General features: G+C 70.2%; 8 protein-coding genes and 1 pseudogene. 3 read left to right on the top strand and 6 right to left on the bottom strand.

Annotated features, from left to right (window positions below; all coding sequences use genetic code 11):
* Together EHS43_RS21590 and EHS43_RS21585 are read left to right on the top strand one after the other, a co-directional pair.
* On the top strand, positions 1 to 275 hold a 275-nt coding region (locus tag EHS43_RS21590; RefSeq protein ID WP_221740748.1), incomplete at its 5' end, for a Scr1 family TA system antitoxin-like transcriptional regulator.
* Positions 272 to 481 carry a DUF397 domain-containing protein gene (locus EHS43_RS21585; RefSeq protein ID WP_125192415.1) on the top strand — a complete coding sequence of 70 codons (210 nt, stop codon included), beginning with the start codon at positions 272 to 274 and terminating at the stop codon, positions 479 to 481. The genes EHS43_RS21590 and EHS43_RS21585, both read left to right, overlap by 4 nt.
* A 67-nt stretch (positions 482 to 548) precedes the next feature.
* Here EHS43_RS21585 and pglX read toward each other — a convergent pair whose 3' ends face one another.
* The 6 genes from pglX to EHS43_RS21555 all read right to left on the bottom strand — a co-directional run bounded on the left by pglX (position 549) and on the right by EHS43_RS21555 (position 13,560).
* A complete protein-coding gene (pglX, locus tag EHS43_RS21580; RefSeq protein ID WP_125192414.1) occupies positions 549 to 4,385 on the bottom strand; it encodes a BREX-2 system adenine-specific DNA-methyltransferase PglX in 3,837 nt (1,278 codons plus the stop codon).
* 105 nt (positions 4,386 to 4,490) lie between these two features.
* Entirely contained in the window at positions 4,491 to 5,990 is a 1,500-nt protein-coding gene (locus EHS43_RS21575) for a hypothetical protein (RefSeq protein ID WP_125192413.1), read from the bottom strand.
* Positions 5,987 to 7,402 carry an AAA family ATPase gene (locus EHS43_RS21570; RefSeq protein ID WP_125192412.1) on the bottom strand — a complete coding sequence of 472 codons (1,416 nt, stop codon included), beginning with the start codon at positions 7,400 to 7,402 and terminating at the stop codon, positions 5,987 to 5,989. Before EHS43_RS21570 ends, EHS43_RS21575 begins: the two co-directional genes overlap by 4 nt.
* On the bottom strand, positions 7,399 to 7,908 hold the full coding sequence (locus EHS43_RS21565; RefSeq protein WP_125192411.1) for a hypothetical protein: 510 nt from the start codon (positions 7,906 to 7,908) through the stop codon (positions 7,399 to 7,401). Before EHS43_RS21565 ends, EHS43_RS21570 begins: the two co-directional genes overlap by 4 nt.
* Positions 7,909 to 7,949: 41 nt before the next feature.
* Positions 7,950 to 12,374 (bottom strand): BREX system serine/threonine kinase PglW, encoded by a 4,425-nt coding sequence (pglW, locus tag EHS43_RS21560; protein WP_125192410.1) that lies wholly within the window; start codon positions 12,372 to 12,374, stop codon positions 7,950 to 7,952.
* A gap of 604 nt (positions 12,375 to 12,978) precedes the next feature.
* Positions 12,979 to 13,560 carry a Uma2 family endonuclease gene (locus tag EHS43_RS21555; RefSeq protein WP_125192409.1) on the bottom strand — a complete coding sequence of 194 codons (582 nt, stop codon included), beginning with the start codon at positions 13,558 to 13,560 and terminating at the stop codon, positions 12,979 to 12,981.
* A gap of 153 nt (positions 13,561 to 13,713) precedes the next feature.
* On the opposite strand from EHS43_RS21555, the pseudogene EHS43_RS47940 reads away from it, so the two are divergent.
* Positions 13,714 to 13,981, top strand: a pseudogene (locus tag EHS43_RS47940) (SNF2-related protein); the annotation flags it as partial.

Raw genomic sequence — 13,981 nt, 5'->3', positions numbered from 1 at the left:
AGCAACTGCTGCTCGTCGGACACCAGCGGAACGTCGAGATCCAGGTGATGCCGCTCGATCGCGACGAACATGCCAGCCTCGCAGGACCTTTCACATTGCTCCTCACGAAGAGCCGGCGCAGGATGGCCTACGTAGAAGCGCAGAGCCAGAGTGTGGTGCACTCGGACCCGGTCAAGGTCCAGAACCTCGAAGCCACGTATGGCATTTTGCGAGCCCAGGCGCTGACTCCGAAGGAGTCTCCGGGCTGGATCGAGCGGCTCTTGGGAGAGTTGTGACAGCGAACAGCGGAAGGCCAGCGGAGCTGGTCTGGGTGAAGAGCAGCTACAGCGCCGGAGACGGTGGCCAGTGCGTCGAGGTTGCCCAGACGCTTGGAGCCGTCCACGTGCGGGACTCCAAGCGGACCACGGGGCCGGTTCTCATGGTTGCTCCCACGGAGTGGACCGCGTTCCTGAGGATGGCGGCGGGCGCGACTGAACTGTGAGGGTGGCTGAGGGGGCGGGGACGGTGAGTCTCCCCGCCCCCTCAGGCATGTACGGGGTCGGCCTGTGCTACTTGGCCGCTGCCCTGCCCCGCTTCTTCTCCGGGCGCCAGGCGGCGAGGTCATCCCGCGAAAGGTCGCGACCGTACAGGCCGGCGACCAGGGCGCTGTTGAAGTCCTCGGCGGGGTTGCCCTCCCACTCCTCGTCGTACTCGTCGTGCCACTGCTTCACCCACGGCATGACCTCCGCCAGCCCGGCGAGAAGCGGGACGAAGCGGGGGTCCTCCTTGCGCCAACCGTCTACGTTAAGGCGGTCGTTGAGAAGGTTGACCAGGGCCTCCGCCTGATAGCGGTGGTTCCAGCCGGCCCAGCCGATGAGGAGGGAGGGGTCGTTGTCGGGGGAGGCGCCGGGGTAGGAGACGAACCGCTCCTTGGGCACATCCAGCTTGCCCCGGTTCGACCAGTAGCTGTGTTTGAGGAAGTCGGCGGAGGTGTACTTCGGTGGGACCTTGATGTCACGCCGCCTGCCCTCCTGGTCCTCCTTGCGCTGGTCCTCCCAGACCTTCTCCCACTGGGCGCGCTTGCGCAGGCCGGACTCCTTGTAGCGAAGCGCGGCGAGGTAGGGGACGTGCTCGGACTCGACGATGGCTGCCAGAACGGTTGACGTGGGGACGTCCCGCTTGTCGAGGTGCCGCTCCGCGTAGAGCTTGGCGACGTCCTGTACGGCCTTGTCGTGGCGGAGGGCGTCGGCGAGCTGGTAGATCGTGAGCGCGCGTGGCGAGTCGATCCCGTCCCGCTCCTCGAACCACAGCTCCTCACGCTCCATGGCGTCCAGCAGCCAGGAGCGGAGGGCGGCGTCCTCCCTGTCTTTCCAGCGCTTGGTGAGCCAGCGGCGCTTGTACTCGAGCCGCTCGATCAGGCGGACGTCCCTGTTGTCGGCGATGACGTCAAGCCGTGCCTGAACGATCCGACGGTAGGACTCGGGCCAGCCGGGGGAAGGCGGGATCTCAGTGACCCGAGTGGACTCATGCCGGTCGAACCACGCGGTGTCGGCACCGCTGCGGGCGAACGCGATCTCGAACGCGCGCTGCCCTAGGGCGAGTTCGGGCACGTCGGCGTCGGCGAGGTCAGCCGGGTCACCCGGGAGTGTGGTGCGGGCGACCTCAGTGGGCGTGAGCAGCCCGTACAACCCGTACACGGCCCAGTCCAACTCCTCTTGGAGCAGGATCATCCGAGCCCGGATCCGCTTTTGGGCGGCCTCAGCGGTGTCAAGGGCTTCGGGGGTGAGGGGTGTAGTGGAGGAGTCGGTGAGGGCGGCAGGCTCGTGGGTAGCCAGCTCTTGGGCGAGGACGTCGAGTTGGCGAGCGAGAGCCAGGGGGAGCTCGGTGGGGAGGGGGAACTCCTGGAGCCGAGTCCCGTTGAATGCGTAGCGGTTCTCCCAGGCTTCGTCCTGGACTCCGCGTCCGATGCCGCTGCCGCCCTTGACGTGGCTCACCTGCTTCATCCAGAAACAGGCCACCGACGAGTTCAACACCCCAAGCAACTCAAGGTGCCGTTCCTCGTCCGCGGTTTCGGGCAGCTTGATCACCGGTGCGGTCTGCTTGAACACCTTCCCGCCCCGGTCGAGCACGAAGTGGTTGTGCGTGGCGACCTCGCCGTACGCGATCGTCAGTGGCGTTCGGTAGCGCTCCGCCACCCACCGGTACCAGGTCCACCACGGCTCATCGGATTCAGCGCGGGTCTTGCCGCCGAAACCGGTGGTCGAACCCAGCTGGGTCCGCATGGTCCAGAGATGCTTGCCCCAGCTCGCCTGCGGGCGGTACTCAACGGGCTTGTTGTCGGAGCCGTACGGGACCAGAGCCAGCTCGCTCCCGTTGATGTCCCAGTCCCGTACCACGTCGCCCGTGACCAGAGGGCGCCTGAGCGCGTTGGTGTCTGGCCGCTGACGGAACCAGGAGGGGGAAAGGAAGAAGACGTCGTCCTGTCCCGGAAAGCTCGCGAATCCGATCTTGCCGTCGAGGAGGCTGCCTAGTACACGCGGCGCCTTCTCCACCTTGCTCATCACCCCGGACGCGCCACCCCCGGAAAGGCTCCAAGGGAACGTGGCGAGTTTCGCCCGAGGCAAGTCGTCCACACTCACCCACTCCTCAGGCCCCACCCCCGGCTTGCGCCACTGTGAGACGATCGCCTGCCACACCTTGCCCTGAGCCTCACGGCCCTTCGGCGGCTGGCTAGGCTCCCCCCGAACCCCCAGCACCGCCCGCACAGGCAACGCCTGCCGCGGCCCCTGGTTCCGTCCCGCCAAGATCACCGTCGGCGTACCGTGCCCCGGAATGAACGCCCCCGACGTGTCCAGCACATGCGTCAGCTCGACGCCCGCAAAGTCCCTTCGGCGCCGCGTCTGCGGGTCCTTGTACGGCCCCCCGTGAAAGAACGACTCGATCAGCGTCGATCCGAACTCCCGTTTCATGAAAGAGTTCGCCGTGATCTGCCCGGTGAAGCCACCGTCGCGACGGTCACCACTGGCCCGTACCGCCAACTCGAAGATCCGCTGAGCGAACGGCACCGACAGCGCGTACTTCCCGGAGCAGGCCCAGTAGATCTTGCGGTAGGTCTCGTTCTCGGCCTTGTCCTTGACCGTGATGTACGGCGGGTTCGCCACGACCACGTGATATGAGCCGCGCCCCAGGAGGTCCACCTCCTTCACGTACTGCCGCACATCCTCCGTGCGGTACGTGAACGCCTCGCCCCGCTCGGCATCGTCGAACGTCGGGTCGGTCTCGCGGCCAGCCTCTCGCCCGTGCAGCAGCGAGTCGGCGACGGCGATGCGGATCGGCATGCTCGGGGCCGCGGAGAGGCGGACGACCCGGCACTCCTTGAGCGTCTCGACGAGGAGCCTGAAGCGGGCGATGGAGACGGCGAAGGGATTCTTGTCGGCGCCGTGGACGGCCTCCAGGGCGCGGCGTACCAGCGTCCAGTTCTCCGTGCCGGGCTCGGCCTCACGCCAGGCGGCGAGAACCCGGCGGAAGAGGCCGAGGAGGAAGTGACCGGAGCCGCAGGCGGGGTCGATGCAGCGCAGACCGCGGACGACCTTCGTGAGCCTGCCGTTCTCGTCGATCTCCTCGGACGTCTCGCCCCGCCAGTCCTCGGGGACGTGCTTCCACGCCGGGTCCAGGCCGAACTCCTCCAGGGCCGGGTCCAGGGTGAGGTCGAGGATGAACTCCTCCACGAACTCCGGGGTCTGGAGCAGCGCGTACGTCTTGCGGGCGTGCTCGGACAGGTCCTGGTAGAGGTCACCGAGGAAACGGGTGTTGAGGCCCGGGTCGGTGAAGTCGTGGCGGATGCTGCCGTCGGGGCCGCGCTCGCGCCAGAAGGAGAGCAGGCCGGACGCGGCTCCGTAGGACGGGTCGAGTTCCCACAGCGGGTTGTGCGCCGGGTCGAAGAGCCCCTCGGTGATCTCGTGCTCGCGGCCGAGCGCGCGGAAGGACTCCTTCAGCCAGTCGCGGTCGTTCAGCTCGGGGTGCAGCCGGAAGAACTCGTCGTGGTTGTCCTGTGCCTCGGCGAGCCGTTCACCGGGACCGGACAGCCGGGCCTCGGCGACGAGGCCGTTGTCCTCGCAGAAGCGGACGAAGACGCAGGCGAGGACCCAGGCGGCGGCGATCTGCACCACCCGCTTCTCCAGCCACGACTCGTACATCACGGAGGTGCGGTCGGACAGCAGGGCCCGCTCGTACTCAGCTTTCAGAGCGGCGGCCTGCTCGCTGTCACCGTGCGCGCGCTCGCGCAGGTCCTCCTCCAGGAGTGCGACCTGCTTCTGGAGGTCCTTGAGCAGCGCGCCATGGTCCAGCGGCGCGGCTGTCGGCGTGTCCTTCGCTTCGGCGGTCGTACGGGCATCCTGGGAGGGCACCGGGGTGTTCCTTCACTTCGTGGTTTCGGCGCGTGCTCTCGCGCCGGTCGATCCATCCTGCCAGGACGGACGGCCCGCCGGACCCACCGGGACCCACGACCTGACCTAGCGCTTGGTCAGCGGGATCCCGCCGAGCCGGCCGAGGCCGAAGGCGAGGCGGTAGATGTCGGGCAGGTCGAGGAGGGAGAACAGATCGAGCTCCTCTCTGCTGCTCTGCGGCCGGTGACGCAGGACACCCAGGTCGATCAGCTCCTGGACCAGGCGCGGCAGGTCGTCGGGGTGGCGCGGGCCGGTGCGGGCCAGCTCGGGGCGGTCGGCCTGGGCGTAGTGGGACGCGTCGTCGCGGAGGAGCCGCGGAAGGTCATGGCTCTCCCAGATCCGGATGATCTCCCGCATCGAGATCGGGACCTGGCAGCCCTTGAGCGGTGTTATGGCCAGCGCCACCCACGGGGTGTCCTCGACGATCTGGTCGACGCGGACCTTGGACGCCTCGCGGACCCCGTCCCGGAGGGCGTCGTGGTGCAGCGGGCGTTTGTACGAGGCGTGGGCGGTACGCGTCGTCTCGGCGGCCACGCTGAGGGCCTTGAGGAAGGTGCGCGGACTGATCCGGCCGTTGCTGTCCATCAGGTGGTTCGGCAGCCAGGCGTAGGGGCGGCCCTGGCGGACGTTGTCGCCCATGTACAGGCCGGCGATCCGCTCGAACAGCGGCCGCTGCGCCTTCTCCTCGTTGCGCAGTTCGGGCGGGGCCACGTACCGCACGTGCGTGGCCGACTCGAAGGGCTTCCAGCCACCGGTGAAGCGGCGGAACCGCTCGGCCGCCCCGTCGTCCTCGTTGCCCAGGTGGTGGAAGAGGAGCCCGTACAGGTCGGTGCGGGTCCACTCCAGGAGGGCGGCGTTCCCCGACAGCTTCGACGCGTCGGGGAAGAGTTGCTTGGCCGCGTCGAACATGTCGGGACGCAGGAACACCTTCAGGCGGATGTTGCGCGTGCCGAACCGCATCAGCATGGCCAGGCGGAGCAGCTCGGCGATCAGCCGGTTGCGGGTGTCCCAGTCGGTGTGGAGATGCTCCAGACCGTCGAAGACCAGCAGACGCACGATGTTCTCGGCGGCGGCCTCCGCGTCCGCCCGCGCGATCGTGGCCTCGGCGGACTGGGCGTTGGTGCGTACCCAGAACACACGTGCGACCCAGTCGCCTTTCTCCCGCAGCTCGGGCTGTCCGAGAGCGGTGAGCAGGACCGCCCGCCAGATCTCCTCTGGCTGTGCGTCGCCCGACAGGAGCGAGGGCAGGACGAGCGGGCCCGGGTAGTCCGGCACGATGCCCATGCCGTAGCCGGGTGTGACCCGCAGCCGGTTCAGCCGGTTGATGCGGTACTCGGCAGCCGCCGCCTCGCGCAGTTCGGCGTCGAGCAGGGAACGCGCCCAGAAGGTCTTGCCGACACCCCGGTCGCCCTGGACCACCGTACTGTCGACGTACAGCGCGGCGCGGTGCGCGTCCGGCATATAGAGGGTGTGCGGCTCGGGCGGCCGGGTGTCCGCGTCCACGGTTCCCTCCAGCGCGCGCGACAGCAGGTCGCGGTACTCGCCGGGGGTCAGCGGCTCGGTCATGGGCGGTCGTCCTCGCGCTCGGCGTACTCGGCGTGGTCGGTGTCGGACTCCTCGGCCGTCCCCGCCAGGATCAGCGGGACGGCCGTCTCCAGGAAGTCACGGTACGCGGCCTGCACGAAGGCACGGTCCTGCCAGTCCGGGGCGTTCGGCACGTTCATCCCGACCAGACCCGGCTCGAACAGGATCGGGATCGGGGAGTGGGGCGCGGAGTCGTCCTCCAGGGCCCAGGCACCATCCTCGGCACCGGCGACCTCGTCCGGTGCGAGCGAGTCGTACAGGACGCTGAACGCGGCGTGGGCGTTCTGGCGGAACGACCGCAGGTGGGTGTCCATCGAATAGTGCACCGAGTCCGGGACCATCGACGCCACCATGCGCAGCTTCCGCCGGATCGCCGGGGCCTGCCCGGAGGCCGCCCATGCCTCGAACAGGTCCCGGTAGCCCGACCAGGTCTGGTCGTTGTCCGCGCCGAACAGCAGCGCGTAGTCGCACAGATGCGAGATGGTCACGGCCGCCACGTCGTGGATGCCGGCCCGGCTGTCGAGCAGCACTACGTCGGGCAGGCGCCCGCTGTCGCTCCGCTCCACCGCCTCCTCGCAGGCACGGACCGCGGCAGCCAGGCGGTCGGCGAAGCGGGCGCCCTCCGCGTCGGCGTACACCCGGTTGAGTTTGTCCACGTACCCGTTGGGGACGCCCTCAGTGCCCGCGCCGCGCGCCGGGGCGATCCACAACTCGCCCTGGTTGCGCGGGGTGTACCCGGAGCGGGCCACGATCTCCAGGCCGTCCTCGTTGCCGAGCGCCGACTCCACCAGGTGGTCCACGACACCGTGCGTGCACAGCGAGCCGTCCCCGAGCAGCAGGGGGCCCACGCCCGGCGACTCCAGGTCGAGGTCGACGACCAGCACGATCAGCCCCTGGTCGGCGAGCCGACGGGCGAGCACCGCGGTCGCCGTCGTACGGCCCACACCGCCCTTGAACCCGTACACGGCGGTACGGCGGGGGCGGGGCGCCCCGTCCTCGTCCGTGGCGGAGGGAGTGGTGACATGGGACCACTCCTCGCCGACGACCGTGTTGTCGAGGAAGCGGACCGCGCCCTCCGTGCCGGTGGCCGCGACGACCTCCAGCGCGCGGGGTGAGGCCGTCAGCGATCTCGGCAGGCGCATGACCGAGGCCTGCACGAGCGGACGCTCCCCGCTGTAGCGGCCCAGCCGCCGGGTGAACGACTCCCTCCAGCGGTCGACCTGTTCGCCGCTCGCCGCGTTGCCCTCTTCCCCGTCCTCCACCACCAGGGAGAACCTGCCGAGCACATCCCTCACCAGGAGGACGTCGAAGCCTTCCGCGGCGACCTCGCGGGCGAGGGCGAGGGCGGCCGGGCGCGCCGCGTCGAAGCGGACCGGTGCGTCGTAAAGGGTCATGGCAGCTTTCCGGTGAATTGAACGTGCACATGCAGCTCGTGGGCGAGGGTCGCCGCCTCCCGGCGACGGGCCAGGAGACCCAGGTCGAGGTGGGTTCCGTCCGTGTAGCGTTCCTCGGCGCGCCACTCCTCGAAGTCCTCCGAGACTCTCGTCAGAGCCTCAGTGAGAGCGGGGCCGGGGCGTCCGCCGACGAGCAAGGGCAGGGCCTGGCGCATCTCGTTGATGTGCCCCAGCATCTTGCGTTTCTTCTTGTCGTTGCTCTCAGCGGGGTCGTCCCACCAGAGCCGCTCGGTCTCCGTGCCCCCGCGCCCTGTCATCGACACGTTGTTCGTCCCGCCGAACCGCAGCAGCAGAGCCTTCAGCAGGCACTCCACGGCAAGCCCGAAGAGATGGTCCGCGTTCAACTGCCGCCCATCCCGGTGCAGATAGGAGGCATCCTCGTAATGCCGTTCCCCCGCGCAGGCGTAGTCCGTCTTCGCCTTCTTGCTTTCCTCGTCGTCCCCCACGACGCAGATCCTATGACCTCGCGCTGATACGGCGTCAGCCATCAGCCCGCCTGCAGCAGTTCCTGCAGCTCCTTCATGAACAGCCCCTCCAGAACCTCCCATTCGCTTCCCCGGTCCACCACGTCCACCGTGCGGCCGTCCAGCGCCGGGGTGGCCTGCGGGTCGTCCATGGGGACCAGCAGCCACAGACCGTGCGGCACGGCTGCCGGGCGGCGGGCCGCCTCCTGGAGGGACACCAGCAACTCGCGGCCCCCCACGTCCCAGTACCGGGCCACCAGCGAGGCCCGGTGGGCGAGGAGCACCGTACGCGCACCCGACTGCTCGGCGAGCGCCGTACAGCGGGCGGCGACCCGCTCCGCGGCGAGCCGGGTGTACGACGCCAGCGCCGGCCCGATCCGGCCGCTCTCGCCGAACCTGGCGTCCGCCTTCAGCAGCGCCCCCCACCGCACCTGCTGCTCGTCGGCCAACGTCCGCAGGGCAGCCAGGAACAGCTCGTCCACATCGACCGGCAGCACGTCGAACCGGGCGGCCAGGCGCTCGGCCGTACCGGGCAGATGGAGGCCCCGCACGGTCAGCGCGAGGAACCCGCCGCGCCGCACCGCCTCCCGCAGCCGCACCTCCATCACCCGGCGCGGGTCCCGCCCCTCCGCCAACTGCCCCTGCGCGGCGGCATACAGCGTGCCGGTACTCGTGAGCACCGAGCCGGAGAAGGCCGGCCGGCTGTGTTCCAGATCCCGCGCGGGCGGGAAGAAGCGCTTGCTGTCACGGTCGTACTCCAACGGGAAGTGCGCCTCGGACAGGGCCTCCTCCCACTCCACGTACGTCACGCCGGCGAGCGCGGCCAGCCCGGGGAAGCGGGACCGCACCCGGCTCAGCAGCTCGTCGGCGCCGATCCCGATGCCGGGACGCACCCCGGCCGCGGCCTGCGAGATCCGCAGCGCCCGGTCCAGGCCCAGGTCCAGCGGGAACAGCTCGAAGCGCGGGGTGACGCCGACGCTGCCCGCCATCGCGGCGGACAGCGTCAGAAGTCGGGTGTCGGCCAGCGGGGCCATCCCCTCCGGGGCGGGCACCGCGCGCAGCTCCCGCAGGACGGTGCCTCCGCCGGGCAGCGGATCGCGGGCCGCCACGTCCTCGGCGGCCCGGCCGAGCAGCGTCGCGTACTCGGCCAGTTCCACCGGAGTCGGATCGTCGCTGCCCGGCTGGTCCACCAGAGCCAGCAGCACCGCGCTGCCCCGCCGCAGCATGGCGAGCCGGGAGGCGTTGTCCTCGTCGCCTTCGCCACCGGCGACATCGTCGCGGCGGGCCTCGACCTCGACGGCCGCCCGGACGACGGCCAGCGCCTGGATCTGGAGGTCCGCCCGGTCCTCCGTACCGTCCTCGTCCTGCGGCGTGTGCCGTACCCGCAGTTCGGTGGCGAGTTCCTGCACCGTCATGACCCTGCCCTGCTCGGACAGTATGGTCACCAGCTCGTCCCCGATCCTCCCCAGCCAGTCGAGCGCCGCCCACTGCTCGATCGCGGCGGTCAGGTTTCCCGAGACGGTCGGCTGGCTGACACCGAGGGCGCCGGCGATAGCCGACTGGGCTGGCCACGGGGGCAGTTCACCGGTCTGCTCGACGCACGGCAGCCCCAGGGTCGCGAGGACGATGTCGCGGCGGGGACGCGTGCGGGGGCCGCCCTCGGCCGGAACCAGCCGGGCCGCGAGCGTCTCCACGGACTCCAGGGGCTCGACGGGGGCGTCGGAGGGCACCCGTACGGGCTTCTTCGCCGTGGCGCGCTTGCGGAGCGCCAGGGTCCACTGGCGGTGGCGCCGGTTGAGCTCCTTGCGGATCACGTTCCCCGCGCCGCGCGCGCGGGAGATCGTGTGCGGCGGCACGTCCAGGAGCCGGCCCACCGTCTCCGCACCGAGGCCGGCCGCCACCGACACCGCCCGCGGCGACAACCCGGCGGCGTGCAGGGGCGTCGTCAGGTCCGCGGCGACGGCGGCCTGCTCGCGGGCGTCCTCCACGTCCGCCGCCTGCGCGTCGACCGTCGCGGGCGTGGTGGGCGGGCGCGTCGAATCCGCGCGGCGGAACAGCTCGCGCCAGGCCTCCTGCATGTGGTGGAGGCTGTCGAAGCGCTGCTCCACGTCACGGTGCAGGGCCTTGCCGAAGAACTCGGTGAGCCCCTCCGCCAGCGCGGGCTCGAACAGCTCGCGGGCCACGTACAGCTCCGCCGCGGGGACGGTCCGCGGATCGCTCTGGCCGTCGCCCCACACCGGCCGCTCGCCGGAAGCCATCTCGTGCAGTGTGACCGCCGCCGCGTACCACTCCGCGTGGTCGTCGAAGCGGGCACGGCGGCTGTCTCCCAGGAAGGGATCGAGATAGCCGCGGGTGCCCGCCTGGAGGTCCTGGTCGGGGGCGTCGGCCAGGGAGAAGTCGAACAGCATCAGCTGCCAGGAGCCGTCACTGCGTTTGAACAGGCCCAGGTTGTCCGGCTTGATGTCGCGGTGGCGCACCCCACGGGCGGCCAGACTGTCCAGGGCCTCGAAGAGGTCGTTGCCGAACCGCTCCAGCTGGGTGTAACCCAGTCGCCCCTCGCCGCGCAGCCGCGAGCCGAGACTCACCGCCTCCCGGTCGTCCGCCGACCGGAACCCGCCCGCGTACTCGATCTCCAGAACGGTGTGCCCACCCAGCTCACGCGGGGCGGCGAGCAGCTTCACGATGCGGTTGCCGCCCACCTCGCGCAGGGCCTTCGCCTCCGCGTAGAGACGTGTGTCCTTCTCCCGGTCGAGCGCCACCTTGAACACCCGCAGCGACGCCGGGTCCGGCACCCCGTCCTCGACCCGGCGCACCAGCAGGGCGCGGGCGGTCGCACCCGTGCCCAGGACCCGTACGACCTCCCACTCGGCGTCGAGACGGGCCCCGGCCTTCGCCGTGAGCGGGTCCGCGACCTCGACTGCCCCACGCCGGGCCGCGGCGTCCTCGGCCTCCGCGGCGTCGAGCAGCCGCAGGAACTCGTCGGCGGACGACAACCTGTTCTGCACGTCGGAGGCGGTGGCCCGGAAAACCAGGTCGTCCAGGGCCGCCGAAACGCTGTCGGAGACCGCGTACGGGTGCAGTCCGCCGTCCGCGGCGAGCCGGTCCACCAAGGCGCCACGGGCATCGGCGGGAGGCTTGCCGGTCAGCAGCAGATAGGAGAGAGCCCCGATACCGAAGACGTCGAGGTCCACCGGGTCCGCGAACTCCCTGGCGGTCTCCGGTGCCAGATACACCTGGGCGATGTCGGCCACCAGACCCGAATCCAGCGGTGTCTGTCCGAGGCTGAGATGGGAGGTCGTGTCGAAGTCCCGGGCGGCGGTCTGCCAGTCGACGATCCGCAGCACCGGCTCCGTGCCATCCTCCCCCGCGGACACGTACACCGAGCGGGCCGACAACGCCCGGTGGTACAGCGAACGGTCGTGAGCGTAGCGGACGGCCTCGGCGAGCTGGTGCACCAGGTCCAGGCGCACGGCGGGCGGGAGCCGGTCGCCGTACGCGTTCAGGTACGCGTCGAGGCGCAGGTCCGACTCGCGATGCCGGAAGAGGATCGCCGGACCGCCCTGGTGCTCGCGGATCTGTACGGCCTGGACGATGCCGCGGTGGTTGATGCCCTGGAGCACCTGGTACTCGCGCAGGGCAGCCCGGTCCACCCGGCCGCGCTGCTCCGCCGACGGGGCCTGGCCCGACAGGTAGATCCTGACCCGGCCGCTCTCCTTGACCAGGCCGTCGTCGCGCCGGGCGAGCCGGTCCTCCCAGCCGGGGCCCGCATCCATCGCGCGCGGCTCGAGCTGCCAGTCGTCACCGAAACGCAGGTGGCTGGTGGAGTGGCTGATCCCGATGCGCTTCATCAGCATCTCGAGCCGCTGGCTGTCCTGCGGGGTGACGCGCCAGCTCTCCCGCTCCGGCGGCAGCCCGAGCAGCCCGTCCCAGATGCCCGGCAGACCGCTGGTGCCGCCGTTGCGCCCGTACACCGACGTGCGCTGGAACTCGTCCAGCTCGCTCACCAGGTCCGGGTCGTGCAGGAAGACCGCCGGCTTGATGAAGGGGATCTTCGCCTCGGGAATCCCCGCCGTGTGCGCCGCACGCTCCAGCTGTGCCTTCAGCTCCTTGGCCTTGAGGTCGGTCAGGTGCAGCGGGTTGCGCAGCGTCCGCACCCGGTCGCCGTGGAACTGCCAGGTGTCCCCGTGGTTCACCACCCGGCCCGGGTGCCCCTTGAGTTCCAGCAGGTAGACGCCACCGGGCACGGCGATCAGCAGATCGCACTCGTTCACCCGGCCCGTGACACCGGTGAACCGGAACGTCGCCCATGCCCGGTACGGCTCGGCGTTCGGCATCAGCTGCCGTACGTGCTCAAGGCCCTCCTGCTCCCACCGGAAACCGGACCGGCGAGGCTGGAACCAGTGCTCGCGACGCGCCGGGAGGCCGGGCTTGGCGGCGGTCGGCGTCACGTGGAGTCCTCCGGTCAGGGGCTGTCGTCGTAATGGGGCAAGCCTAGCGACGTCACACGAATGGCCGGGGCCACTCCGAGGGGGCCGGCCCTGGTCGGCTCATGGGGCGGCTTCGCCGCAGAAGGTGACGAGCAGTGCAAGGCGCCGATCTACACACTCAGGGGCGGCGATGTCTTGGGAGGGCGAAGCACTCGCACGAAGGGCGTGGCGGTCGGCCTGGTCGAGGCAAACGGGCGGGCTTCGCCCCCGTCTCGCAGCCTTCGGTGCGTCTTCGCCCCGACCGCCCTGGCCTGCGATGTGCCGAACCACCGGAGGTTTCGCGCGGATTGGCCATCGGCCGGTCAAGCCCACAATCGACCTCTACGGGCACCTGTCTTCCAGCGTCCGGGGGCCACTGCGGGGCGGCCCTCCGCGAGCCATGAAGTTTAGAAGCGCGACGCTGATCACGTAGGCGCTGAAGCGTCTGGCGCTCAGGCGGTCGACTGTGCTGACTCTGTGCTGGCTTGAAGCTCTAGAAAGCCTGTTCTTGCAGGTAGGGGTGCTGCAACGAACGTTCCGGTTCAACGTGTGACAGCGCCGGACCGGACTGACTTGGTGCTGCCTCCTATGTGCTCCGCGGCGGGGTGAGCTTGTCGAGATCCAGACTGATCTCGAAAGGCACAGGCCGTTTCAGGGTGCCCCGGAAGATGCCGGCCGGTGCGTAGACGCCGGTCGGCTCGTCGAGTTCGTAGACGTGGACGACGGTGGTGCCGCCCTCTTCATCGACGCACCAATAGTGCGGGATCTTGGCGTCCGCGTACTTGTGCAGCTTCACTGTGCGGTCGCGGTGGGCGGACTCTGGCGAGACGACCTCGATGACGAGCTGGACGTCTTGCGGCGCATACCACGTTCGGTCCGGATCGTAGGGGGCGGTCGTCACGAGCAGATCCGGCTCCGGCCGGTTGCGCTCGTCGAGACGGATCGTCATTTCCCGCTCGACCTCGAAGCCGGCGGGCGCGGTCGCCATGAGCGTGGTGGTGAGGGAAGTGACGAGTCGGCCGTGCCAGGACCGCTGGGGCGACATCATGAAGACGAGGGCTCCGTCGATCAGCTCGGTGTGGCGGGGTGCCTCGGGGAGGCGGTCCAGGTCCTCCGCGAACCAGCCTTCCGCGCGTGGCGGGCGCATCCAGTCGGGCAGTGCGGTCATGGCTCAACCGTAGCGACTCGACGAGAGCCGGGCCACGAGATCGCCAACGGGTGACGGCCCTTCCCGCCGTCCTGAAGGCCGAGATCAGCGACCGGCCCCGACGCTGTGCCTACTTGAATCTCTCCGGAGTCGGGTCTCTGGTAACCACCGTGCTCCTTGCGCGGCCACCAGGCGTTCGGCGCGCGGTTCGCGCTCGCGCAGCGCAAGGTGCTGCTCGGCGACGAGATGGGACTCGGCAAGACCGTCCAGGCGATCGCCGTGCCGGCACAGCTTGGCCGCCGCGGGCGAGAACCACTTCATGGTCGTCTGCCCGGCGAGCGTCCTCGTGAACTGGACCCGCGAGGTCGAGGCCCGCAGCGCCCTGCGTGTCACGGTGCTGCACGGCCCCGACCGGCACCTCGCCTTCGCGACAGGAAGGGGC

It is taken from the genome of Streptomyces sp. RP5T (genome assembly GCF_003933965.1).
GTDB lineage: Bacteria > Actinomycetota > Actinomycetes > Streptomycetales > Streptomycetaceae > Streptomyces.
Note: the sequence above shows the minus strand (reverse complement) of the source record. Positions and strands in the feature narration are given on the sequence as shown.